The organism is Celeribacter ethanolicus (genome assembly GCF_002407265.1).
GTDB lineage: Bacteria > Pseudomonadota > Alphaproteobacteria > Rhodobacterales > Rhodobacteraceae > Celeribacter > Celeribacter ethanolicus.
On sequence record NZ_CP022196.1, the window covers coordinates 1,650,918 to 1,672,757 of the forward strand.

Consider the following 21,840-nt stretch of genomic DNA (forward strand, 5'->3'; position numbering starts at 1 on the left):
TGCACTTGCAGCACTGCGGTTTGCTGTAAGAATATATTCATAACGATAACGTCAGAGTGCGCCCGTGGGAAGGCCGATCGAGATGGCCCAGCTTCCCGCATAAGCCGAGAGGACCGACCCGAAAGGCCCGGTCGGATCAGACGCAGCCCTGGACGTCCAAAGGAGATGCACATGCGCTACATGGCCACCTACGACATGATGGAAACGATCCGCAACACGAACCAGTGGCTCGGCGCCTCGGCGCTGGCGCTTGGCTCCTACCCGGCGGTGGCCATGATGCCGAACCCCGCCTTCCAATGGCTGCGCGCCTGGGGCGAGGTGACGGAGCGGGCGTTTTCGCGCATGGTGGCGAAACCGGACTGGGGCATCGGCTCGGTCGTCGGCGAAGACGGCCGCGATCACCTTGTCGAGGTCAAGGTCGAGGTGCCGCGCCCCTTCGGCGATCTCATTCATTTCAAGGTGCAGGGCCGCGCCGAGATGAAGCGTCGGGTGCTTCTGGTTGCGCCGATGTCGGGGCATTATGCGACGCTTCTGCGCTCCACCGTCATTTCGCTTTTGCCGGATTGCGAGGTCTATATCACCGACTGGCACAACGCCCGCGACATCCCGGTATCCGAAGGCAAGTTCGACATCGAGGATTACACGCTCTACCTCGTCGACTTCATGAAACATCTTGGACCGAACACCCATGTAATCGCCGTGTGCCAGCCCGCGCCGCTGACGCTCGCGGCCACCGCCTATCTCGCCGAGGAAGACCCGAAGGCGCAGCCACGCTCGCTCACGCTCATTGGCGGGCCGATCGACCCGGACGCGACCCCGACCGAAGTCACGGATTTCGGCAACCGCGTCACCATGGGCCAGCTCGAGCAGGCGATGATCCAGCGCGTCGGCTACAAGTACAAGGGCGTCGGGCGCAAGGTCTATCCGGGGCTGTTGCAGCTCTCGAGTTTCATCGCGATGAACATGGACAACCATTCCAAGGCCTTCGCCGATCAGATTCAGCGCGTCGCCAAGGGTGAGGCGGGCGAGCATGACCGGCACAACAAGTTCTACGACGAATATCTCGCCGTGATGGACATGACGGCGGAGTTCTACCTTTCGACCGTCGAGCGCATTTTCAAGGGGCTTGAGATTGCCAGGAACGAGTTCACCGTGGCGGGCAAAAAGGTCGATATTGGCAAGATCACCGATGTGGCGGTGAAAACCGTCGAAGGCGAAAAAGACGACATTTCCGCGCCGGGCCAATGTGTCGCCGCGCTCGATCTCTGTACCGGCCTGCCGGACAGCAAGAAGGCCAATCACCTCGAACCCGGCGCCGGGCATTACGGGATTTTCGCGGGCAAGAGCTGGCGCACCAACATCCGGCCTCTGGTGCTCGATTTCATCGACGCCAATTCCGGACCGCGGGTGGTGGCCGGGAAAGATACCGAAGCCAAGGCAGGGTAACGAAAGACGGCGCCACAGGGCGCCGTTTCTTTTGAGTATTTCTCCAGCAAAGGAGATCAGCGCAGAACGAAGGGGGCTTCGGCCTCGAGCCAGGTCTTGAGCGCGCGGGACACGGTTTGCGGCGCTTCGAGCATGGGCAGGTGACCAGCTTTCTCGATGAGGGCAAACTCGGCACGGGGCATGAGTTGGGCGATGAAATCCTGACGGCGCGGCGGGCAGATCGTATCGGCGGCCCCGCCCATGACCAGGGCCGGGATGCGGGCGCGGCGCAACACGTTCTGATGATCCGGGCGGCGTTGCAGGATGCGCGACTGGGTGAGATAGGCGTCGAGCCCCGCCTCCATCGCCATATCGAGCCAATGATCTCGGATGGCGTTGCGATGCGGCCCTTCGTAAAGCGCGGTCGAGGGCAGTTCTTCGAGCAGAACCTCGCCGAAACGCCCGGTGCGGGCTTTGACCATGCGCGGCTCACGGGCGGCGGCGGCATTGGGCGGCTCGGCCTGCGCGGAGCCGGAGATCAGCGCAATGCGGGTGACGCGGCCCGGCGCGCGGCGCAGGATTTCGGTGGCGACGGAGGCCCCGAGATCATGGCCCGCGACCGCAAATTTCGGCGGAGCGACGGCCAGAACCGCATCGGCCATCTCGGTGAGGCTTTCGCCCTGCAAGGGTGCAACCATCACCGCATGATCCCGGCTCAGATCGACGATCTGATCGGTGAACACACGTCCATCGGCAAGAAAACCGGGCAAAAGCACGAGGCTTTCGGTCATGAGGGCTGGTCCTGAGAACTCTGGTCCCTTTTCAAATGGCGCGACCTGCCGCGAAGGTCAAGCCATCCGCTCACATCCGAGCCATGACCTCGGAAATCGCGGCCTCGATGGTCGCGAGACAATCCGGGGTCGAGAAGGAATGATCGGCGCCCTTCACAACACTCAGGCGGATGTCCTCTCCGGTCACGTGATCGAGAAGTCGCATGGCGGTTTCCATCGACACAGAGGTGTCCGCCGTGCCTTGCAAAAACCGTACCGGGAAGGGCAAGGCCAGCGGGTCACGCAGCACAAGGTGATCCCGCCCGTCCTCGATCAGACGTTTGGTGATCGGGTAATCGCTGTCATACCCCGAAGGCATCATGACGACGCCGTCACGGTTGAGCGTGGCGCGCTGTATCGCGTCGAATCCGGCCCAAAAACCGTCCTCGGTGAAATCCGGCGCGGCGGCGATGGTGACGAGACCGGCGACACGGTCGGGGATGCGTTTGCACATCAGAAGCGAGATCCAGCCGCCCATCGAAGAACCGACGAGGATCTGAGGGCCGTCCGTGAGGGCCTCGATCGCCGCCTGCGCATCTGCGGCCCAGTCGCCAATGCAGCCGTCTTCGAAGTTTTCCGAACTTTGGCCGTGGCCGGAATAGTCGAAGCGCAGGAAGGGGCGGCCCTGAATGCGGGCCCAGGCCTCCAATGCGATGGCCTTGGTGCCTTCCATGTCCGACATGAAGCCACCGAGGAACACGATGCCCGGCCCGACACCCGGCAAACGGTGATAGGCGACCTTGCGCCCCGAAGGCGTGTCGAGAAAATCGGTCATGGCGTACTCCCCTGCTCACTCCCTGTTGCTTCGCGCCCAGCATAGGGCCGGGCGCGACAATGCCAAGACGGCGTAGGGTCACATCTGCTCAGTTCAGGCGTCGATGCTCTGGGCCAGCACCCGCGAGATGGTGTTGAGTGTCTGGCCGGACTGTTCGCGCCAGGTGTTGAACGCCTCCTGCACGGCCTTTTTCGCAGCTTTCGAGGTCGGCGCCTTGTCGATCACCCCCTCGGCGATCAGCCGGGCCACGACGCTGTCGGACAGGACAAACCCGTCGCGCCCACACCAGCGCATCGCCATGGCACCGGTGTTGCCGCCCAGCCGTGCGCCCTCTTTTTTCAGCCAGTCCAGAAGGTCGAAATAGGTTTCGGCGGGCCAATAGGCGATCTTGTTGCCAAAGCCGCCATTCTCGGCGCTGACCTTGGCGATGAATTTGGCGTTGTCGACCACAGCCTTGATTTTCGGCGCGGATTTGATCAGACGCGAGTCTTTCGTCAGCGCCGCGATCTCGTCTTCGGAAAGCCCCGCGACATAATCGACATCGAAGCCGTGGAACGCTTCCTCGATGCCGGGCCATTTGCCCTCGACCACTTTCCACGACATGCCGGCCTGAAAAATATGTTTCGCCATCTCTGCCAGCCAGACCGCATCGGGGGTCTCGGCCATTTCATGCGGAAGTTTCGGGATATAAACGTCGCGAAGAACCTCTTCCGCCCCGCCTTTGCGTTCGGCGGCGATAGCAAGAATTTCGTCATAAGTATGCATGTGAATCTCCTGATGTCGGACAGAGAAAGATTGCTGTCCAGAATGGCTACAATCAAGAAAACTCGTGTAACAATTGGATGTTAAATGCCTGTTTGCAATTGACATAGGCAGATCTGCGCGCGAAAAGCGCGACACATATATACCCGCAACCGGGCGCTTGGTAGGCGCCAAACCGACGAGGAGAGCCGACATGGCACCGATTTCTCTCACATTCCCCGATGGCAATTCGCGCAGCTTCGAGGCTGGCGTGACCCCTGCCGATGTGGCCGCAAGCATCTCGAACAGCCTTGCGAAGAAAGCGATCTCCGCGTCCGTCAACGGTCAGCACTGGGACCTCCAGTGGCCGATCAACGTGGACGCAAGCATCGCCATCAACACCATGCAAGACGACGCCCCCGCGCTCGAACTGATCCGTCACGACCTTGCGCATATCATGGCGCGGGCGGTGCAGGAGCTTTGGCCCGATGTCAAAGTGACCATCGGCCCGGTGCGCGACAATGGCTGGTTCTACGACTTCGACCGCGAAGAGCCGTTCACGCCCGAGGATCTCGGCGCAATCGAGGCGAAGATGAAGGACATCATCAACGCCCGCGAACCGGTCAAAACGGAGATCTGGGGCCGCGACGAGGCGATTGACTATTACAACGCCCGCAACGAGCCGTTCAAAGTCGAGCTGGTGAACCGCATTCCCGAAGGCGAGCCGCTTCGGATGTATTGGCATGGCGACTGGCAGGATCTCTGCCGTGGCCCGCATTTGCAACACACAGGGCAGGTTCCGGCGGATGCGTTCAAACTGACCCATGTGGCGGGCGCCTATTGGCTGGGCGACAGCTCGCGTCCGATGTTGCAGCGCATCTACGGCGTGGCCTTCAAGAACCGCAAGGATCTGAAAGCCTGGGAAATCATGATGGAAGAGGCTGCCAAGCGCGATCACCGCAAGCTGGGCCGCGAAATGGACCTGTTCCACATGCAGGAAGAGGCCCCCGGTCAGGTATTCTGGCACCCGAACGGCTGGAAAATCTACACCACGCTTCAAGACTACATGCGTCGTCAGCAGGAGCGTGACGGTTATGTCGAGGTGAACACACCGCAGGTGGTGAACCGCAAGCTCTGGGAAGCTTCGGGCCACTGGGACAACTATCAGGAAAACATGTTCATCGTCGAAGTGGACGAGGATCATGCCCGTGAGAAGACCGTCAACGCGCTGAAACCGATGAACTGCCCCTGCCACGTTCAGGTGTTCAACCAGGGTCTGAAATCCTATCGCGACCTGCCTTTGCGGATCGCGGAATTCGGGTCCTGCAACCGCTACGAACCCTCGGGCGCGCTGCACGGGATCATGCGGGTGCGCGGGTTTACCCAAGACGACGCGCATATCTTCTGCGAGGAAAAGGACATTGAGGCGGAGACCAAGAAATTCATTGAATTTCTTGCGAAAATCTATGCCGATCTCGGATTTGACGACTGGGAGATCAAGCTGTCGACCCGGCCCGAAAAGCGCATCGGGTCGGAAGAAAGCTGGGATCACGCCGAGGAATCGCTGGGCAATGCCTGCAAGGCCGCCGGCTACGATTTCGAGATTCAGGAAGGCGAAGGCGCGTTCTACGGGCCGAAGCTTGAATTCGTTCTGACCGACGCCATCGGGCGGGCATGGCAATGCGGCACGCTTCAGGTCGACCCGAACCTGCCGGAACGACTGGATGCGAATTACATCGGTCAGGACGGCGCGAAACATCGTCCGATCATGTTGCACCGGGCCGTGCTTGGCTCGTTCGAGCGCTTCATCGGCATCCTGATCGAGAACTCGGCGGGGCACCTGCCGTTCTGGCTTGCGCCGCGCCAGGTCGTGGTCGCCTCCATTGTGTCGGAGGCCGACGATTACGTGAACGCGGTGGTCGCGCAACTGAAAGCTGCAGGCGTGCGCGCCGAGGCCGACATTCGCAACGAGAAGATCAACTACAAGGTGCGCGAGCACAGCCTTGGCAAAGTGCCGGTCATTCTGGCCGTCGGCGCCCGTGAGGTCGAGGAGAAGACCGTCACCGTGCGTCGTCTGGGCCAGAAGGAAACCGCCGTCGTGGCGCTGGACGAGATCGTCGCCGGACTGTCGAAAGACGCACAGGCGCCCGATCTGGCCCCCGATCTGGCCTGAGCCTGATCCGATGAGAAACCGCCGCGCGTTCCCCCCGGAGCGCGCGGTTCTTTTGTCGCATCCCCTCCCCCGCTCCGGTTGCAAGACATATATAGAGAGCGCTTTGGGAGGAGCCCATGACCAGCCATCTCAAGAAACCGGAACTAAAGGCCCAGACCGAGCCGTCGCACCTGCCGCAAACCGGCACGAACAACCGGATTTCCACGACGCGCCTCGTGGCCCTGATCGCCGGGCCTCTGGCCATGGCGCTTTTGCTGCTTCTGCCGCCGCCCACGGGCATGACGCCCGAAGCATGGCAGCTCATTGCGGTGACGCTCTGGATGGTGATCTGGTGGCTGTTCGAGGCGCTACCGCTGCCAGCCACGGCGCTTTTGCCCGTCGTGATCTTTCCGCTGATGAACATCATGCCCGTGGGCGATGTCACGGCACGCTATGGCTCGCATCTGATCTTTCTCTTCCTCGGCGGCTTCATTCTTGCCGCCGCCATGCAGAAATGGGGTCTGCACCGGCGCATCGCGCTTGGCATCGTCGCGGCCATCGGCACCACGCCCTCGCGCATCGTGATGGGCTTCATGTTGGCCACCGCCTTTCTGTCGATGTGGATTTCCAACACGGCAACGGCGGTGATGATGTATGCGGTGGGGGTCTCCGTCATCGACTTCATCGCCTCACAAACCCGCGACCATAAAGAAGCCGACCGATTCGGCATTTCGCTCATGCTCGCCATCGCCTATGCGGCCTCCATCGGCGGGGTCGGCACGCTGATCGGCACACCGCCGAACGCGCTTCTCGCCAGCCTTCTGTCGGAGAACTACGGCATCGAGATCGGCTTTTTCGGCTGGATGAAAATCGGCATTCCGGTCGTGTTGATCATGCTGCCGCTGACCTATGTGCTTCTGACACGAGTGATTTTCCCCTCCCGCACCTTGGAGATGACCTCCGTGCGCGGTGTCATCGACAATGAGCGCAAGGCGCTCGGGCCGATGAGCCGGGCGGAGAAACTCGTGGCGCTGGTCTTCGGGGTTGCGGCCTTTCTCTGGATCAGTCGCGGCTTTCTCGGCCTGCCCATCGGCGATGCAGGCATCGCGATTGCCGCCGCACTGGCACTTTTCGCCCTGCCGATCAGCCGGGACAAAGGGTTTCTCGTCGACTGGAGCGTCGCGCGCACCCTGCCCTGGGGCGTGCTGTTGCTCTTTGGCGGCGGGTTGGCGCTTGCCGGGGCGTTCGAGGCCACGGGGCTTGCGGAATGGATCGGCGACCGGGTCGGGGCGCTGGAACATGTGCCGCTCTGGCTTTTGATCCTCGTGGTGTCCTTTGCGATCATCTACCTGACGGAGATCACCTCCAACACCGCCTCGACCGCCACCTTCCTGCCGATCCTCGCCGCCGTTGCCGTGGGGCTTCAGATCGACGTGCTCTGGCTCACCGTGCCGGTTGCGATGGGGGCATCCATGGCCTTCATGATGCCGGTCGCGACCCCGCCCAATGCGATCATCTTTTCCTATGAAAAGCTGACGCTGAAACACATGGTGCGGGCGGGGTTCTGGCTCAACATCCTCGCCGGGTTGGTGATTTTCGCGGTGATGGAGATTCTGGCGCCGCTGGTCTTCGGCATTTAGAAATGCGCTTTCGGCTCGTCGGGCTTGCCCGCAGCCAAGGCCAGAAGACCGCCCAGAACGCAGAAGCCCAGCGGGAACATGGTAAAGACGTTGAAGCCGAAACCATTGTACATCAGGGCTGCGGCCAGCAACATCAGCCCCCCGCCCCAAAGAGCGCGGGCGCGGGCCATGGCACCGCCGGCGATGGCAAGGATCGGCGCGAAGAAACTCGTCGCCCGGATCAGATCGACGTTTCGGACCTGTTCGAACAGCCCCTCGACCTCGCCCCAATGGTCAATCGCTTCGGTGTAGCCGTAGCTGAAGAACCCGACGAGCATGGCGAGCACGCCGCCCAAAATGCCCAAGACCAGTGCCGCATTGCGCATCTGTTGCTCCTGATTTGCCTGTCGCCTCTACATAGGCGCGCGTGCGGCGGGATTAAAGAAGTGCGGCCTGCACATCCTTGCCCCAGCCGAGATAGAGCGTGCCGTCGCGCTCGATCACCGGACGTTTCATCAGGGTCGGATGATCCGTCAGCAAATCGAGCGGGTCGCGGGCGCGTTCCGCCTCCGACAGACCACGCCATGTGGTCGAACGGGTGTTGACCAGCGCCTCGCCAAAGGCCGCATGGAATCGCTCAAGTTGTGCCCGCGACAACGGCGTTTCCCGGATGTCCGTGAGCTCCTCCCCCAGCGCTTTCACCGCTTTTCGGCAGGTATCGCAGGTCTTGATCCCGTAAATCAGCGTCATTTCGCTCTCCTCAGTGGTCCATTTTGTGGCGCTTTGGCGGCTTTTCAGGCAAATTCGCCTGTCCGCCCCGACTGTTACGATTTTGTCGCTTGCCTTTATACGCACTTTCTTCACACTCGAAAGCGTGACTGCTGACTTTCGAACGACCGCTCCTTTATCTATGGGGCAGCAGGAAGACTTGGAAGACCTGGCTGCACCGGCCCGTCGCACGTTGCGGCGGATGAAACGACAAGGAGAGACGGGATATGCCCACCGGCACCGTAAAATGGTTCAACACCACCAAAGGCTACGGCTTCATTGCCCCCGATGATGGCGGCAAGGACGTTTTCGTCCATATTTCCGCGGTTGAGCGCGCCGGGATGACCGGCCTCGCGGACAACATGAAAATCGGCTACGAACTGCGCGAAGGCCGTGACGGCCGCGCCTCGGCGACCGAGCTTCAGGCGCTCTGATCCGAGATCGGACATGTGATTGAAATTCGGCGGCTCCGCGCATATGCCCGGGGCCGCTTTTCATATGGAGACCGCAATGCCTTCGATCCTCACCTTCGGCGACAGCAACACCCATGGCACGCAACCGATGCGCAGCCGTCCCTCCGACCTGCCGCGTCTTGCCCGGCGCTGGCCGGTGGCGATGGCGGAGACTCTGGGCTGGGATCTGGTCGAAGAGGGCCTGCCGGGGCGGACATTCGCCTTCCCCGACCCGGAGATGGGGCCGCATATGGACGGGCGTCTGGGGCTGTTCATCGCATTGGAGAGCCACGGGCCGATTGATGCGATGACCATCATGCTCGGCACCAACGATCTCAAGGCGCATTTCGAAGCCGATCCCGAGGACATTGCCGCAGCCTGCGGTTTCCACCTCGATGTGGCGCTTTCCGAAGAGATGCAGGCACGGCACGGTGGGTTCGAGCCGATCCTGATCCTGCCGCCGCGTCCCCATGGCGCCGGCTGTCTGGCCGAGACTTACGCGGGGGCGGCGGAGAAGGCAGAGGCGGTACAAGCCGCGATGCGCGCCGAGGCGGAGGCACGCGATGTGGCGGTGTTCGACGCCAATGAGGTGATTTCCGTCTCCGCTCTCGACGGGGTGCATTTCGATGCCGCCGCCCATGAGGTGCTCGGCCGTGCGGTTGCGGCGTTCATCCTTTCGGAGATTGAAGACTAGGAGCAGGCCCGGTCTCACCGGTCTCAGACCCGCTCATCTCCCAGGCCTCTCCCATGGCCAGAATACAGGCACGTCCCTCGGCATAGCTTTGCACCAAGGTCCAGTCGCCGGTCGTCGGGTTGGTCCAGATTTCCATGATCGCTTCCGGCCCGCGCAGCCCCGCACCCGTTTTCACCACACCGAACTGGCGGGTGAGTTTCGCGTGAATCTCGTCCTGTGCGCCGCACAGAACCTCCCCGATCAGATTTTGCGCATCCAATCCGGCGCCGAAACTGGCGCATAGACCGGTCACTGCCGTCAAAAGGCCTGTCATTCGAATGCTCATGCATCGAATGTAACATGAAAATGACACTCAGCGCGCTAAAATCCGCACGGAAGCGCAGAAACTGGGCTCTTCGCGACTGTCAGTTTCCACCCATCATGATCGTGTCGGGTTCATAGGCGGCGGGCGGCGTGGGCGTGACGGCAGAGGCCTCGACCGGAGCTGCGGGTTTCGCGGGCATCGGTCGCGGCGCGGCGGCGGCAGGTCCCGCCATGGTCGGACGCCCGCAGCTTATGCCATCGAGTCCCATCACCGGCTGCAACCCCGCAGGGCAGTAATTGGCGCTGTTCCCGGTGTAGGCGACGGTCGGCACAGTGTAGCTGTAGGGCTGTGTTCCCTGAGCCAAGGCCGGGGCGGCGGCAAGGGTGGCGATGGCGGCGAAAACGGCGTTTTTCATCACTCATACTCCATGGTGAACTTGGCAAAAGCCTAGCCCTCTGCGGCATAGGCGGCAAGTTTTGCTTCGCTCCCCCGGCAGATTGTCCACCCATCCAAAACAATCCGCGCCGCAGAAGAAGATTTACCTCACCCACTCCACAACGTCACAACGCGGTGCCGCTTCGCGCAGCACCATGCGGGAGACCTCGCGCCAGTCCATCGGATCGAAGGCCGGGAGCCATGTGTCAGCCCCCTCGACTTCCGTGTCCACCTCGGTGATCACGAGCCGGTCGGCCAGTGGCAACATGGCCTTGTAAATCCCGAAGCCCCCCATGGCGTAGATCCGGGCGCGGCCCTCGGCACGGGCAAAGGCGATTGCCTCCTCAACCGTGGCGAAGACATGTTCATGATCGACACCTTGACTGGACACAACGAGATTGAGGCGATTTTTCAAAGGCTTGAACGGCAGGCTGTCCCAGGTGTGACGCCCCATGATGACCGCGCCCCCCATGGTTTCGCGCATGAAGAACCGCATGTCCTCCGGGGCCTCCCAAGGGATGGTGTTGTCCTTGCCAATGGCGCCATTGCGGTCGCGGGCTGCGATGAGTGTGATCATGCGCGCGCCCTCAGACCGCCACCGGCGCCTTGATCGCCGGATCGGGGTCATAGTCGAGGATCTCGATGTCGTCGAATTTGAAATCGAACAGGTTTGTCACATCCGGGTTGAGCCGGAGTTTCGGCAGGGCTTTCGGCGTCCGCGAGAGTTGCAGCTCCACCTGATCCATGTGGTTCGCATAGATATGCGCGTCGCCGATGGAATGCACGAATGTGCCCGGCTCATAGCCCGTGACCTGCGCCAGCATGGCGAGCAAAAGCGCGTAAGAGGCGATGTTGAACGGCACGCCGAGGAACATGTCGGCGGAGCGTTGGTAAAGCTGGAGATGCATCTTGCCGCCGAGGATTTTCACCTGCCAGAGCGTGTGGCACGGCGGCAGCGCCATGTTGTCGACCTCTGCCGGGTTCCAGGCGGAGACGATGAGACGGCGGGAATCGGGGCTGTTGCGGATCGCGGCCAGAAGGTTCTCGATCTGGTCAATCGGCCCGCGCTCATGCCCCGGCCATTTGCGCCATTGCGCGCCGTAAACCGGCCCGAGATCGCCGTTCTCGTCGGCCCATTCGTCCCAGATCGAAACCCCGTTCTCCTTGAGGTAGCGAATATTGGTGTCACCCGACAGAAACCACAGAAGTTCATGGATAATCGAGCGCAGGTGCAGCTTTTTCGTGGTGACCATCGGAAACCCATCGGCCAGATCGTAGCGCGCCTGAAGTCCGAAATAGGATCGCGTGCCAGTGCCGGTGCGATCCGTAGTGTCGACCCCATGGGCCAGAATGGTTTTGAGCTGGTCGTGGTATTGCTGCACGTCGCATCCCCCAAGATGTTGTGGGTTCCGGGAGTCCAGTCATACAAATGCAAAGGGGGTTCGCCAAGCGGCAAGCGCGCAAAAACGTGGAATTTGCCAAATGAGAGGCTAGAGTCCGGACAAAGACAGACAGGAGGAAGTCCTATGCGCTATCTGCACACGATGGTCCGGGTGAAGGATTTGGAAAAATCCATGGCGTTTTTCGAGCTTTTGGGGCTCAAGGAGACCAAACGCCATGAAAGCGAGGCCGGGCGGTTTTCGTTGATTTTCATGGCCCCCGAAGGTCAACCGGAATGCCCGGTGGAACTGACGTATAACTGGGATGGCGACGAAGGGCTTCCGTCGGACAGCCGACATTTCGGCCATCTGGCCTATGAGGTCGAAGATATTTACGCGCTCTGCCAGAAACTGATGGACGCGGGTGTGGTGATCAACCGGCCACCGCGCGACGGGCATATGGCCTTCGTGCGCTCGCCGGACAATGTGTCGATCGAGCTTTTGCAAAAGGGCGAGAGCCTTGCCCCCGCCGAGCCATGGGCCTCAATGGGGAACACCGGGCATTGGTAAAATCGAGCCTCATCGCACTGGCGCTGTTGGGCGCGGGAGCCGCAGAGGCGGAGACCTGTCGTCAGGCGCTGGCGCTTGGGCTCGATGTGTCGGGGTCTGTGGATACCGTGGAATGGCATCTCCAGATCGAAGGGCTGGCAAGTGCGCTCGCGGCACCCGAGGTTCAGCGGGCGTTTTTGGCGATGGAAGGCGCGCCGGTCTGGATCGCGGTTTACGAATGGGCGGCGGACGATGCGCCGCGCGATCTTGTGGCGTGGCGGCCGATCCGGAGCGCCGAAGATCTGGCCGAGGTACAAGCCACGTTGCGGGCGACAGAGCGGGGGCCGCATGGCATCGGCACGGCGCTTGGCGAGGCGATGCGCCATGGCGGGGTCTTGTTGCGGGAGCGGCAGGACTGTTGGCGGCTGACGCTCGATCTCTCCGCAGACGGACGCTCGAACGCGGGCGACAAACCCGAGCGGGTGCGGTTTGAGCCGGGACTGGCGGATGTGACGATCAACGGGCTGATCGTCTCGACGGGATCAGATCAGGCCAGTGCCGAATCGGTCGAGGCGGAGCTCAACATGCTGGAAAGCTATTTCCGGGGGGCCGTACTCAAGGGCCATGGGGCCTTTGTCGAGCGGGCGCGTAATTATGAGGATTACGAGCACGCGATGACCCGAAAATTGCTCAAGGAGTTGCAGACGGTGTCGGTCGGATGGCTTGACGGGGTGACGCCTCTGGCGAAGTGGCAGGGGAGAGGTGCGCCCCCTCAGTAGATATAGCGGATCTGATCGGCCCAATAGCGTTCGACCCGGCGCAGCGAGCTGTTGATGTCTTCGATACCCTCCGACGAAATCACGCCCTTGCCCTGAAGCCCTTCGGCGTGGCGGGCAAAGAGATCAGCGACGGTGACACGCACATGGTTGCCCTTGTCGGTGAGCTTGACCCGGACGGAGCGGCGGTCGATTTCGCAGCGCTGATGGTGCATATAGCCCATATCCACCAGTTTCTTGAGATTGTAGGACACGTTCGAGCCCTGATAATAGCCACGCGATTTCAGCTCCCCGGCGGTCACTTCGTTCTCGCCGATGTTGAACAGCAAAAGCGCCTGAACGGCGTTGATTTCGAGAATGCCGACCCGTTCGAATTCATCCTTGATCACGTCGAGCAACAGCCGGTGCAATCTTTCGACGAGCGAAAGCGCCTCCAGATATTGCGACATGAAGGGGGTTTCGACCGGTTTTACGAATGTTGAATGCATGCTCATCTGTCACTCCGCCAAAGGCTCATCGGAGGCAGATTGCCGCGAATTTCCCAAAATATAGTTAAATCGCGCAAATTTCTCGAATCGTCGCAAATTGGTGGAAAAATTGCGTGAAGTCGGCGCCGGTTCCGGTAAGCGGGCCTTAACCCTTGATGCCCCAGGAGGCGTGATCGGCGGAGGCGATGAGTTTGTCGAGCATCGGCCTGATCGCCTCGGGCACGGGTTTCAGGCCGGTCGCATAGGACAGAAGATCCTGATCGTGCTCGTCCATCAGCCGTTCGAATTCATCGAGTTCGGCCTCGGTCATGGTCGCAAGATGGTCGTCGGCATAGCCGCCGATCAACAGGTCCATTTCCTTGATCCCACGCCGCCAGGCCCGGATTTTCAGACGTTTGCGGCGAATGTCGATGGTCTCGGTCATGGTTTTCTTCCCGCGCTCTCCGGTGATCGCAGGCTTTTTGCACGCATTGCGGCTTTATCGCAAGGGGACGTCTTGGCGGCGAGCCGGTTTTGACGCTATCACTACGGCGATCTAACGCAAATGGACTCATGACCATGCCCTTCCTCTCTGAAACGCTCTCCCGTGTGAAACCCTCCCCGACCATCGCCGTGACCAATAAGGCGCGCGAGCTGAAGGCGGCGGGCAAGGATGTCATTGGCCTCGGTGCCGGTGAGCCGGATTTCGACACGCCCGCGAACATCAAGGCGGCGGGCATCCGCGCCATTGAGGAAGGCAAAACGAAATACACCGCCGTGGACGGGCTGCCGGAGCTGAAAGAAGCGATCTGCGCCAAGTTCAAACGCGACAACAACCTCGATTATGTGCCCGCGCAGGTCTCTGTGTCGGGGGGCGGCAAACAGGTGTTGTACAACGCGCTGGTGGCGACGCTGAACGCGGGCGACGAGGTGATCATCCCCGCGCCCTACTGGGTGTCCTACCCGGATATGGTCTTGCTCGCGGGCGGCACGCCGGTCGCGATCGAGGGCAAGCTGGAGAACGCGTTCAAGATCACGGCCGACCAACTCGACGCCGCGATCACGCCGAAGACCAAATGGTTCATCTTCAACTCGCCCTCGAACCCGACGGGCGCGGGCTATTCCAAGGAAGAGCTGAAAGCGCTCACGGACGTGCTGATGAAACACCCGCATGTCTGGGTGATGTCGGACGATATGTACGAGCACCTCGCGTTTGACGGGTTCGAATTCTGCACCCCCGCCGAGATCGAGCCGGGTCTCTACGAGCGCACGTTGACCGTGAACGGCGTGTCCAAGGCCTATGCGATGACCGGCTGGCGGATCGGCTATGCGGCGGGTCCGGTGGAACTCATTGCAGCGATGCGCAAGGTGCAGTCGCAATCGACCTCGAACCCCTGTTCGATCTCGCAATATGCCGCAGTCGAGGCCCTCAATGGGCCGCAGGATTTCATCGCCTCCAACAACGAAGCTTTCGTGCGCCGTCGCAACATGGTGGTCGAGATGCTGAACGCCGCAAAGGGCATCACCTGCCCGACTCCCGAGGGGGCGTTCTACGTCTACCCGGACATCTCCGGCTGTCTGGGCAAGACCTCGGCGGGCGGCGCCAAAATCACCAATGACGAGGAATTCGCCTCCGCCCTTCTGGAAGAAAACGGTGTCGCCGTGGTGTTCGGCGCGGCCTTTGGCCTGTCGCCCAACTTCCGCGTCTCCTACGCGACCTCGGACGAAGCGTTGAAAGAGGCCTGCGCCCGCATCCAGACCTTCTGCAAAGGGCTGAAATGAGCGTCGATCTCCCCGAATATTACTTCCGTGTCCGTGAAAACGGCGCCTTTGTGTTCCGGGTGGACACGGAAAACCGTCAGCGCCGGATCGAGATGGAACAGATCGCGGCGGTGAACGTGAAAAACGGGGAGATCAAGCCGCATGGCGGGCGTGAATTGACGCCCGAGGATCTGCGCGTGATCGAAGAGTGGATGGCGGAACGCGTCGCGCTTTTGGCGCAACGCGACATTGACGACATCCACCGCGCCATCGACTACCTCAACCTGACCGCCCATTGGGTGCAGACCCGGGCGACAGACGAGCAGTTGGAGAACGTGACCGATGCGCTTTTGTTGGCGATGCATGACCTGCGCACGGTTCTGGTGCGCAAGAAGGCCGACCGGATCCTGAAAAAGGATTAAGCCGCCCCCGCGCCCCGCGAGATGTGGGATTTGTATTTCCAGAACCGATAGCTCATGCTCACCCATGCGGCGGTCAGACCGAAGACAAAGCCCATCCAGACCCCCGTCGCCCCCCAGTTCAGAACAAAGCCGAAGATATAGGCGGCGGGCAGGCCCAGCACCCAATAGCTGAAACTGGCGAGCCACATCGGCACCGCCGTGTCGTGCAGGCCCCGAAGCAGGGACAGGGCCACGACCTGACCGCCGTCGGAGAACTGCTGCGCCGCCGCGAGGATGATGAGCGTACCACCAATGGCGAGCACCTGGTCGCGGGCGGGTTCGTTGGGGGCGATGAACAGCCCGATGAGGAAATCCGGCACGAGGATGAACAGCAGAGACGCCAGACCGGCCATCACCAGCGACATGACGACGACGACACGCGCGCCCTTGCGCAGATCCGCCTCATCACCGCGCCCCATGGCGTTGCCCGCGCGGATCGTTCCCGCCTGCGACAGGCCGATCTGGGCCATGAAGACGATGGCCGTGAGCTGCAAAACAATGCCGTGCGCGGCGAGCGTCTCGGTGCCGATCCAGCCCATCATCAGGGCGGCGGCATTGAACAGGCCCACCTCGGCGAGCGAGGTCAGGCCGATCGGCACGCCCATCCTGAACACGGTGGAGAACATGGCCCAATCCGGGTTGAACGGATTGCGGAACAGATCGTTTTCCGGCGTCGCCTTGGCGGCATAGAGTGCCAGCACGATCATCATGCAGATGCTGACGATCAGCGAGGCAATGGCGGAGCCCAGAACGCCCAGCTCCGGTGCGCCGAAATTGCCGAAGATCAGGATGTAATTGAGACCCGCATTGAGCAGAACCGCTCCGACCACCGCAAACAGCACGACGCGGGTGCGTTCGAGCGCGGAGAAATAGCTGCGGAAGACGGCAACGATGAGCGCCGGGAACATCTCGATCCCCGCGACGGCGAGATAGGGCCGGGCCTGCGCGGCGATATGCGGTTCCTGACCGAGCATGACGAGAATGTCGTCGGAAAACCCGAAGATCGGATAGATCACCACGCCCGAGATCAGCGAGAGCCAGATCGCCATGCGGGTGGCGCGGCGCACGGTCGTACTATCGCCTCGCCCCGCCGCCGTGGCAACCAAAGGCATGACGGCAAAGGCAAATCCCGCGAAGAGAATGAACAGGATGAACCAGAAGCCCGAGGCCAGCACGAGGGCGGCCAGCTCATCGAGCCCGTACCACCCCATCATGATGACATCGGTCATATGCACCGCGAATTGCGCCAATTGAGAGCCCGCCAAGGGCAGGCCCAGCGCGAGAATCTTTTTCGCGTGCTCGAAATATGTGCGTTCCATGATCATGAAAGGGCCTATAGGCGGGTTTTTCCGAACCGCCTAGTCAAAAATTTTGGCCAGCCCCATCACACCGCGTGAAGGGGCGCGAAACCGCTTGCCGTCAGATCATTTCCGGCGCGCAGGACGGAGGCGGGAGATGTCGTAGCCGTTCCATTCGAGGATGCCCTCGACCGCCAGTTTGCGATCCGGCGGCAGGACCATGTCGCGCGACAGCACATGGGCCTGACCGGACGGGTATCCGATCACCGCCGTGTGGTATTCCGCATCCACCCAGAGCACCCAGAACTCATCGCCCGCAAAGGCATAGCGCCCCGGACCGACCTGCCGTGCCAGCCCCTGACGCGGGCGACCATCGGCACAGGGCCCCTCGGTCACCATGAGATCGCCGCTCTTCTGACGGGTGAAGGTCACCGCGCCGATGACGCAGGACGCGCCTTCCGGCACGAAAGCCGCCACCTCATACCAGCGACCGGAGAATTTCAGCGCATCGAGCGCAGCGATGGAAGACATGTTGGCCTGCGGATCGCGAAACCCGCCGGCATTCGGCGCGGGGTTCATGCAGCCGCTCAGAACCGCAAGGGAAAGTGCGGCACCCCATCCCCGAGAGATCAATCCACGCACAGGCTCACCTGCCGCCCTTCGGCATCCAGAATGTCGTTGCAGCCGAACAAAGGCATGATCGGCGCACAGCTGCGCGAGCGGGCCAGACATATGTTGCCCGAACAATCGGTGGATTTCGAACAGCTCTTGCCCGCATCTTTCGGCGTCGTGAAACAGGTCATGAACCCGCCGAGCCCGGCGGCGCGATATTCGCCGCCCTGCGCTGCGCAGGCCGCTTTCTCGGCGTCTGTCGCGTTCGGATTGTAACCCGCGAGGCCATAGCCCGCATCCGGCTCCGGTGTCTCGGCCTGACAGGCGGTCAACGCCAGTGCGACCAGCACCGGCAAAACGAATTCACGCATACTCGATCAATCCTCAACAGGGCCTCAATAGCGGCTCAATAGGGCAGCGGATGTGCCTTATGGAGGGTCTCGATCTCCTTGAGCAGCTCCGCGTCGAGCACAATATCGCGCGCGTCGAGAGATTTCTCAAGCTGTTCGACAGAGGTCGCTCCGATGATCGGCATGGTGTCGAAAGGCCGCGTCAGGGTCCAGGCCACGGCCATGGTCGTCGGGTCGAGTCCATGTTTTTGCGCAAGCGCGACATAGGCGCGCTCGGCGGGCCATGTGCGTTCGGCGACACGGCCGCCGAGATTGCCGTTCAAATCCATGCGCGAGCCTTTCGGCACCACCGTGCCGCCCTCGTATTTGCCGGTCAGAAGACCCGCCCCCAGAGGCGAATAGGCCAGAAGCGTGATCTCCTCATGCACCGCCAGCTCCGCCAGATCGAGGTCGTAGAGGCGGCACATCAGTGAATATTCGTTCTGGATCGACTGCATCCGCGGCGCGCCCATTTCGGTCGCCAGCCGCAACCATTCCGACATGCCCCATGCGCTTTCGTTGGAGGTGCCGAATTCGCGCACTTTGCCTTTTTTCTGCAAGCTCGCCATGACCTCGAGCACGCCGCGCATATTGTCTTCGATCTCGGCCTTAGAGGGCTGTTTCGACGGATCGAACCGCCAGTTCTGCCGGAAGTGATAGGAGCCACGGTTCGGCCAATGGAATTGGTAGAGATCAACATAATCGGTCTTCAGCCGCTTGAGGCTCGCGTCGAGACGCGCCTCCAAGTTCGAGGCCAGAATGCCCTCTTCGTTGATATTGCCGGAGCCCGCGATTTTCGAGGCGATCACCCAGTCCTCGCGCCCGCCGCGTGCCGCAAGATACTGGCCGATGATCTCTTCGGTATCCCCCGCCGTCTCCTTGCGCACCGGGTTCACCGGGTACATTTCGGCGGTGTCGATAAAATTCACACCGACTTCCTTGGCCCGATCAATCTGGGCGTGGCCCTCGGCCTCGGTGTTCTGGCTGCCCCAGGTCATGGAGCCGAGGCAAATTTCGGAAACCAGAAGATCGCTGCGGCCAATTTTGCGCATTTTCATGGGGAGCTGTCCTGTGTCAGTGCGAGTTGCGGCTCACACTAGCCTCGCTGCGCCGCAGAGCAAGCCGTCGGCACAAAGTTTTTCGCGACGTTTTCCGAAACTCCACATTCGCGCATATCTGCGATGCAGATTTGCGCCTCGTCAAAGTGCCGGAACAGCTTATCTGATCTTTTGAAAAGACAAGACCGATATTATTGGAGAATGGATCATGGACCTTCGTTTCGACGGCAAAACCGCGATTGTCACAGGGGCCGCATCCGGGATCGGCGCGGCGGTTGCCGAAGAGCTTTCGCGCGGCGGAGCCACGATCATCGTTGCCGATCTGCACGGCGATGCGGCCAAGACCGAAGTAGCCAAGATAGAGAAAACCGGCGGTAAGGCTCTGGCCTTCGCAGGGGATGTTTCCGATCCCGACAGCGTCAAAGCCATGGTGGATTTCGCCGTCAGTGAGACAGGAAAGCTCGATCTTCTGGTGAACAACGCAGGCATCGGCGGCCCCTTGTCACCGATCACCGATGTGGACCCGATCAAGTGGAAACAGGTGATCGACATCAACCTGATGGGTGTGTTCTACGGCATGCATTACGGCGCGCAGGCGATGAAGATCACCGGCGGCGGTGCAATCGTCAACATGGCTTCGATCCTTGGCTCCGTGGCGGATCTCAACATTTCCGCCTATGTGACCGCGAAACACGGGGTCGTGGGGATGACGAAAGCGGCAGCCCTCGAAATGGCCGCCGACAACATCCGGGTCAATTCCGTGGGACCGGGCTATATCGAAACCCCGCTCGTGGTCGGCTCCCTGCCCGAAGAGGTGCTTGAAAATCTCCGCGCACGCCATGCCGCGAAACGGCTTGGCAAACCCGAAGAGGTTGCGGCGCTTGTCGCCTTCCTCCTGTCGGATCGGGCGAGCTTCATTACCGGCTCCTATCACCTCGTGGACTCGGGCTACACGGCCCTCTGATTCAACTCCCTGTTGGACACTGGCGCGCGGCTTCCCCGCGCGCCTTTTTTCATGGGCATCGCCTCACCTCTGGCTCTTTATCGCCAAGCGCGATAGAGAAACGGGAAGATATCTGTAACGGACGACCGGACGACCCACATGGCACGCACGCTCATCACCTCCGCCCTGCCCTATATCAACGGCATCAAGCATCTCGGCAATCTCGTGGGCTCCCAGCTCCCTGCCGATCTTTACGCGCGGTACCGCCGGGCGCGGGGCGACGAGGTCCTGTTCCTCTGCGCAACCGACGAACACGGCACCCCGGCCGAGATCGCGGCGCAGAAAGCGGGCAAGCCTGTCGCAGACTATTGCACCGAGATGCACGACGTTCAGGCCGAGATTGCCGCCGGGTTCCGCCTGTCCTTCGACCATTTCGGGCGGTCGTCCTCGGCGCAGAACCACAAGTTGACCCAATATCTCGCCACCCGGCTTTACGAGGCCGGCCTGATCGAAGTGGTTGAAGAGACACAGATTTATTCCGTGACAGACGGGCGTTTCCTGCCGGATCGCTATATCGAGGGCACCTGCCCCAATTGTGGCTATGACAGCGCGCGCGGTGATCAGTGCGACAATTGCACGAAACAGCTCGATCCGACCGATCTGATCAACCCGCATTCGACGATCTCTGGCGCAACGGACCTTGAGGAAAGGGTTACGAAACACCTCTACCTTAAACAGTCGAACATGCGTGATGCACTCAATGACTGGATCGACAGCAAGACCGACTGGCCAGTTCTGACCACGTCGATTGCCAAGAAATGGCTGAACGACGGCGACGGCTTGCAGGACCGTGGGATCACCCGCGATCTGAGCTGGGGCGTGCCGGTGCAATTCGAGGGCGCGCCTTGGGACGGCATGGACGGCAAAGTGTTTTATGTCTGGTTTGATGCCCCGATCGAGTACATTGCCTGCGGCGCGGAATGGGCCGAGAAACAAGGGCTTGGGGACGAGGCCTGGGAGCGTTGGTGGCGCACGGACAAAGGCGCCGACGATGTTCGATATGTGCAATTTATGGGCAAGGACAACGTGCCGTTCCATACCCTGTCTTTCCCGGTCACCATGCTGGGCGCGGGCGAACCGTGGAAGATGGTCGATTACATCAAATCGTTCAACTATCTGAACTACGACGGCGGCCAGTTCTCCACCTCGCGCGGGCGCGGTGTGTTCATGGATCAGGCGCTGTCGATCCTGCCGTCGGATTACTGGCGCTGGTGGCTTTTGTCCCACGCACCGGAAAGCTCGGACAGCGAGTTCACATGGGAAAACTTCCAAGTGTCGGTGAACAAAGACCTCGCCGATGTGCTGGGCAACTTCGTCTCGCGGATCACCAAATTCTGCCGCTCCAAGTTTGGCGAAACCGTGCCGGAAGGTGGGGAATATGGCGAACAGGAACAGGCGCTGATTGCCGACCTGACCGCGAAAGTGGCGGAATATCAAAGCCATATGGACGCAATTGACGTGCGGAAGGGCGCCAATGCGCTCCGCGCCATCTGGGTCGCGGGCAACGAGTATCTGCAATCGGCCGCCCCTTGGTCGACCTTCAAGGAAGACCCGGAGAAGGCTGCCGCACAGGTCCGTCTGGGCCTCAACCTGATCGGGCTTTACGCGCGCCTCTCCGCGCCCTTCATCCCCGACACGGCGGGCAAGCTCCAGACCGCTCTGGCGCTGACGGATCTCGATTGGCCCGAGGACGTTGCGGGGGCGCTTGAGGCGCTGAAACCCGGTCATGCTTTCGTCGTTCCCGACAATCTTTTCGCCAAGATCGACGACGAGCAGCGCGAAGAGTGGCAGGCCAAATTCGCCGGGATTCGCAGCTAAGCCGCATCGCGCAAATGTTCGAATAAGACAAGAAAGCCCTCCAGACGGAGGGCTTTTTTAGTGTCGGATTTGCG

26 protein-coding genes are annotated in these 21,840 nt (G+C 61.3%); 11 read left to right on the forward strand and 15 right to left on the reverse strand.

Translation table 11 applies throughout. The features are described 5' to 3' along the window. Positions 1-171: 171 nt before the first annotated feature. A complete protein-coding gene (phaZ, locus tag CEW89_RS08070) occupies positions 172-1,446 on the forward strand; it encodes a polyhydroxyalkanoate depolymerase (protein ID WP_096805529.1) in 1,275 nt (424 codons plus the stop codon). Positions 1,447-1,502: 56 nt separating this feature from the next. Here the strand turns inward: phaZ and CEW89_RS08075 are convergent, their stop codons facing one another. From CEW89_RS08075 to CEW89_RS08085, 3 genes are all read right to left on the reverse strand, one after another. Next, positions 1,503-2,216: an alpha/beta fold hydrolase gene (locus CEW89_RS08075; protein WP_096805530.1), complete on the reverse strand. Its 714-nt coding sequence runs from the start codon at positions 2,214-2,216 to the stop codon at positions 1,503-1,505. Between the two features lie 70 nt (positions 2,217-2,286). Further along, entirely contained in the window at positions 2,287-3,030 is a 744-nt protein-coding gene (locus CEW89_RS08080) for an alpha/beta hydrolase (protein WP_096805531.1), read from the reverse strand. Between the two features lie 93 nt (positions 3,031-3,123). Further along, entirely contained in the window at positions 3,124-3,795 is a 672-nt protein-coding gene (locus CEW89_RS08085) for a DNA-3-methyladenine glycosylase I (protein WP_096805532.1), read from the reverse strand. Between the two features lie 190 nt (positions 3,796-3,985). Here CEW89_RS08085 and thrS point away from each other — a divergent pair, with 190 nt between their 5' ends. Both thrS and CEW89_RS08095 read left to right on the forward strand, forming a co-directional pair. After that, positions 3,986-5,944 (forward strand): threonine--tRNA ligase, encoded by a 1,959-nt coding sequence (thrS, locus tag CEW89_RS08090; RefSeq protein ID WP_096805533.1) that lies wholly within the window; start codon positions 3,986-3,988, stop codon positions 5,942-5,944. A gap of 116 nt (positions 5,945-6,060) precedes the next feature. Continuing rightward, positions 6,061-7,563: an SLC13 family permease gene (locus tag CEW89_RS08095; RefSeq protein ID WP_096805534.1), complete on the forward strand. Its 1,503-nt coding sequence runs from the start codon at positions 6,061-6,063 to the stop codon at positions 7,561-7,563. On the opposite strand, the gene CEW89_RS08100 is transcribed toward CEW89_RS08095, so the two are convergent. Together CEW89_RS08100 and CEW89_RS08105 are read right to left on the reverse strand one after the other, a co-directional pair. Further along, positions 7,560-7,928 carry a hypothetical protein gene (locus CEW89_RS08100; protein ID WP_066704416.1) on the reverse strand — a complete coding sequence of 123 codons (369 nt, stop codon included), beginning with the start codon at positions 7,926-7,928 and terminating at the stop codon, positions 7,560-7,562. The two genes, CEW89_RS08095 and CEW89_RS08100, sit on opposite strands and share 4 nt — an antisense overlap. Before the next feature lie 52 nt (positions 7,929-7,980). Next, positions 7,981-8,292: an arsenate reductase family protein gene (locus CEW89_RS08105; protein ID WP_096805535.1), complete on the reverse strand. Its 312-nt coding sequence runs from the start codon at positions 8,290-8,292 to the stop codon at positions 7,981-7,983. 245 nt (positions 8,293-8,537) lie between these two features. Here CEW89_RS08105 and CEW89_RS08110 point away from each other — a divergent pair, with 245 nt between their 5' ends. Together CEW89_RS08110 and CEW89_RS08115 are read left to right on the forward strand one after the other, a co-directional pair. Then, positions 8,538-8,744 carry a cold-shock protein gene (locus CEW89_RS08110; protein ID WP_066704420.1) on the forward strand — a complete coding sequence of 69 codons (207 nt, stop codon included), beginning with the start codon at positions 8,538-8,540 and terminating at the stop codon, positions 8,742-8,744. 76 nt (positions 8,745-8,820) lie between these two features. After that, a complete protein-coding gene (locus tag CEW89_RS08115) occupies positions 8,821-9,456 on the forward strand; it encodes a GDSL-type esterase/lipase family protein (protein ID WP_096807167.1) in 636 nt (211 codons plus the stop codon). On the opposite strand, the gene CEW89_RS08120 is transcribed toward CEW89_RS08115, so the two are convergent. The 4 genes from CEW89_RS08120 to CEW89_RS08135 form a co-directional block, all read right to left on the reverse strand. Beyond that, positions 9,431-9,769 (reverse strand): hypothetical protein, encoded by a 339-nt coding sequence (locus tag CEW89_RS08120; RefSeq protein WP_066704422.1) that lies wholly within the window; start codon positions 9,767-9,769, stop codon positions 9,431-9,433. The genes CEW89_RS08115 and CEW89_RS08120 overlap by 26 nt on opposite strands. A gap of 91 nt (positions 9,770-9,860) precedes the next feature. After that, the gene (locus tag CEW89_RS08125; RefSeq protein WP_096805536.1) at positions 9,861-10,175 is read right to left on the reverse strand and encodes a hypothetical protein; all 315 of its coding nucleotides are present in this window, start codon (positions 10,173-10,175) and stop codon (positions 9,861-9,863) included. 123 nt (positions 10,176-10,298) lie between these two features. Continuing rightward, a complete protein-coding gene (locus CEW89_RS08130; protein WP_096805537.1) occupies positions 10,299-10,772 on the reverse strand; it encodes a dihydrofolate reductase in 474 nt (157 codons plus the stop codon). Between the two features lie 10 nt (positions 10,773-10,782). Then, complete coding sequence (locus CEW89_RS08135; protein ID WP_096805538.1) at positions 10,783-11,577, reverse strand: thymidylate synthase; 795 nt, start codon at positions 11,575-11,577, stop codon at positions 10,783-10,785. Between the two features lie 144 nt (positions 11,578-11,721). Here CEW89_RS08135 and CEW89_RS08140 point away from each other — a divergent pair, with 144 nt between their 5' ends. Next, a complete protein-coding gene (locus tag CEW89_RS08140) occupies positions 11,722-12,144 on the forward strand; it encodes a VOC family protein (protein WP_066704429.1) in 423 nt (140 codons plus the stop codon). Beyond that, entirely contained in the window at positions 12,138-12,902 is a 765-nt protein-coding gene (locus CEW89_RS08145) for a DUF1194 domain-containing protein (protein ID WP_157779784.1), read from the forward strand. The genes CEW89_RS08140 and CEW89_RS08145 overlap by 7 nt, the downstream gene beginning before the upstream one ends. Here the strand turns inward: CEW89_RS08145 and CEW89_RS08150 are convergent. Further along, complete coding sequence (locus CEW89_RS08150; protein ID WP_066704433.1) at positions 12,896-13,393, reverse strand: MarR family winged helix-turn-helix transcriptional regulator; 498 nt, start codon at positions 13,391-13,393, stop codon at positions 12,896-12,898. The two genes, CEW89_RS08145 and CEW89_RS08150, sit on opposite strands and share 7 nt — an antisense overlap. Positions 13,394-13,532: 139 nt before the next feature. Further along, positions 13,533-13,811, reverse strand: a complete 279-nt coding sequence (locus CEW89_RS08155) for a succinate dehydrogenase assembly factor 2 (RefSeq protein WP_096805540.1) — start codon at positions 13,809-13,811, stop codon at positions 13,533-13,535. Between the two features lie 134 nt (positions 13,812-13,945). Between CEW89_RS08155 and CEW89_RS08160 the strand changes: the two genes are divergently transcribed. Then, positions 13,946-15,148, forward strand: a complete 1,203-nt coding sequence (locus CEW89_RS08160) for a pyridoxal phosphate-dependent aminotransferase (protein WP_096807168.1) — start codon at positions 13,946-13,948, stop codon at positions 15,146-15,148. Further along, positions 15,145-15,549: a hypothetical protein gene (locus tag CEW89_RS08165; protein WP_096805541.1), complete on the forward strand. Its 405-nt coding sequence runs from the start codon at positions 15,145-15,147 to the stop codon at positions 15,547-15,549. Before CEW89_RS08160 ends, CEW89_RS08165 begins: the two co-directional genes overlap by 4 nt. Here the strand turns inward: CEW89_RS08165 and CEW89_RS08170 are convergent. The 4 genes from CEW89_RS08170 to CEW89_RS08185 form a co-directional block, all read right to left on the reverse strand. After that, the gene (locus CEW89_RS08170; RefSeq protein ID WP_096805542.1) at positions 15,546-16,913 is read right to left on the reverse strand and encodes an MATE family efflux transporter; all 1,368 of its coding nucleotides are present in this window, start codon (positions 16,911-16,913) and stop codon (positions 15,546-15,548) included. The genes CEW89_RS08165 and CEW89_RS08170 overlap by 4 nt on opposite strands. 99 nt (positions 16,914-17,012) lie before the next feature. Continuing rightward, the gene (locus CEW89_RS08175) at positions 17,013-17,528 is read right to left on the reverse strand and encodes a lipocalin family protein (protein WP_198403517.1); all 516 of its coding nucleotides are present in this window, start codon (positions 17,526-17,528) and stop codon (positions 17,013-17,015) included. Continuing rightward, on the reverse strand, positions 17,516-17,869 hold the full coding sequence (locus CEW89_RS08180) for a hypothetical protein (protein ID WP_096805544.1): 354 nt from the start codon (positions 17,867-17,869) through the stop codon (positions 17,516-17,518). The genes CEW89_RS08175 and CEW89_RS08180 overlap by 13 nt, the downstream gene beginning before the upstream one ends. Positions 17,870-17,904: 35 nt before the next feature. After that, the gene (locus tag CEW89_RS08185; protein WP_066704446.1) at positions 17,905-18,945 is read right to left on the reverse strand and encodes an aldo/keto reductase; all 1,041 of its coding nucleotides are present in this window, start codon (positions 18,943-18,945) and stop codon (positions 17,905-17,907) included. Between the two features lie 208 nt (positions 18,946-19,153). On the opposite strand from CEW89_RS08185, the gene CEW89_RS08190 reads away from it, so the two are divergent. Continuing rightward, on the forward strand, positions 19,154-19,909 hold the full coding sequence (locus CEW89_RS08190) for an SDR family NAD(P)-dependent oxidoreductase (protein WP_096805545.1): 756 nt from the start codon (positions 19,154-19,156) through the stop codon (positions 19,907-19,909). A gap of 138 nt (positions 19,910-20,047) precedes the next feature. Next, positions 20,048-21,766 carry a methionine--tRNA ligase gene (metG, locus tag CEW89_RS08195; protein WP_096805546.1) on the forward strand — a complete coding sequence of 573 codons (1,719 nt, stop codon included), beginning with the start codon at positions 20,048-20,050 and terminating at the stop codon, positions 21,764-21,766. The last annotated feature ends 74 nt before the right edge of the window (positions 21,767-21,840 follow it).

Coding starts and splice junctions, on each gene's coding strand:
- phaZ (WP_096805529.1), top strand. CDS start 172: ATGCGCTACATGGCCACCTACGACATGATGGAAACGATCCGCAACACG.
- CEW89_RS08075 (WP_096805530.1), bottom strand. CDS start 2,216: ATGACCGAAAGCCTCGTGCTTTTGCCCGGTTTTCTTGCCGATGGACGT.
- CEW89_RS08080 (WP_096805531.1), bottom strand. CDS start 3,030: ATGACCGATTTTCTCGACACGCCTTCGGGGCGCAAGGTCGCCTATCAC.
- CEW89_RS08085 (WP_096805532.1), bottom strand. CDS start 3,795: ATGCATACTTATGACGAAATTCTTGCTATCGCCGCCGAACGCAAAGGC.
- thrS (WP_096805533.1), top strand. CDS start 3,986: ATGGCACCGATTTCTCTCACATTCCCCGATGGCAATTCGCGCAGCTTC.
- CEW89_RS08095 (WP_096805534.1), top strand. CDS start 6,061: ATGACCAGCCATCTCAAGAAACCGGAACTAAAGGCCCAGACCGAGCCG.
- CEW89_RS08100 (WP_066704416.1), bottom strand. CDS start 7,928: ATGCGCAATGCGGCACTGGTCTTGGGCATTTTGGGCGGCGTGCTCGCC.
- CEW89_RS08105 (WP_096805535.1), bottom strand. CDS start 8,292: ATGACGCTGATTTACGGGATCAAGACCTGCGATACCTGCCGAAAAGCG.
- CEW89_RS08110 (WP_066704420.1), top strand. CDS start 8,538: ATGCCCACCGGCACCGTAAAATGGTTCAACACCACCAAAGGCTACGGC.
- CEW89_RS08115 (WP_096807167.1), top strand. CDS start 8,821: ATGCCTTCGATCCTCACCTTCGGCGACAGCAACACCCATGGCACGCAA.
- CEW89_RS08120 (WP_066704422.1), bottom strand. CDS start 9,769: ATGACAGGCCTTTTGACGGCAGTGACCGGTCTATGCGCCAGTTTCGGC.
- CEW89_RS08125 (WP_096805536.1), bottom strand. CDS start 10,175: ATGAAAAACGCCGTTTTCGCCGCCATCGCCACCCTTGCCGCCGCCCCG.
- CEW89_RS08130 (WP_096805537.1), bottom strand. CDS start 10,772: ATGATCACACTCATCGCAGCCCGCGACCGCAATGGCGCCATTGGCAAG.
- CEW89_RS08140 (WP_066704429.1), top strand. CDS start 11,722: ATGCGCTATCTGCACACGATGGTCCGGGTGAAGGATTTGGAAAAATCC.
- CEW89_RS08150 (WP_066704433.1), bottom strand. CDS start 13,393: ATGAGCATGCATTCAACATTCGTAAAACCGGTCGAAACCCCCTTCATG.
- CEW89_RS08155 (WP_096805540.1), bottom strand. CDS start 13,811: ATGACCGAGACCATCGACATTCGCCGCAAACGTCTGAAAATCCGGGCC.
- CEW89_RS08160 (WP_096807168.1), top strand. CDS start 13,946: ATGCCCTTCCTCTCTGAAACGCTCTCCCGTGTGAAACCCTCCCCGACC.
- CEW89_RS08165 (WP_096805541.1), top strand. CDS start 15,145: ATGAGCGTCGATCTCCCCGAATATTACTTCCGTGTCCGTGAAAACGGC.
- CEW89_RS08170 (WP_096805542.1), bottom strand. CDS start 16,913: ATGATCATGGAACGCACATATTTCGAGCACGCGAAAAAGATTCTCGCG.
- CEW89_RS08180 (WP_096805544.1), bottom strand. CDS start 17,869: ATGCGTGAATTCGTTTTGCCGGTGCTGGTCGCACTGGCGTTGACCGCC.
- CEW89_RS08185 (WP_066704446.1), bottom strand. CDS start 18,945: ATGAAAATGCGCAAAATTGGCCGCAGCGATCTTCTGGTTTCCGAAATT.
- CEW89_RS08190 (WP_096805545.1), top strand. CDS start 19,154: ATGGACCTTCGTTTCGACGGCAAAACCGCGATTGTCACAGGGGCCGCA.
- metG (WP_096805546.1), top strand. CDS start 20,048: ATGGCACGCACGCTCATCACCTCCGCCCTGCCCTATATCAACGGCATC.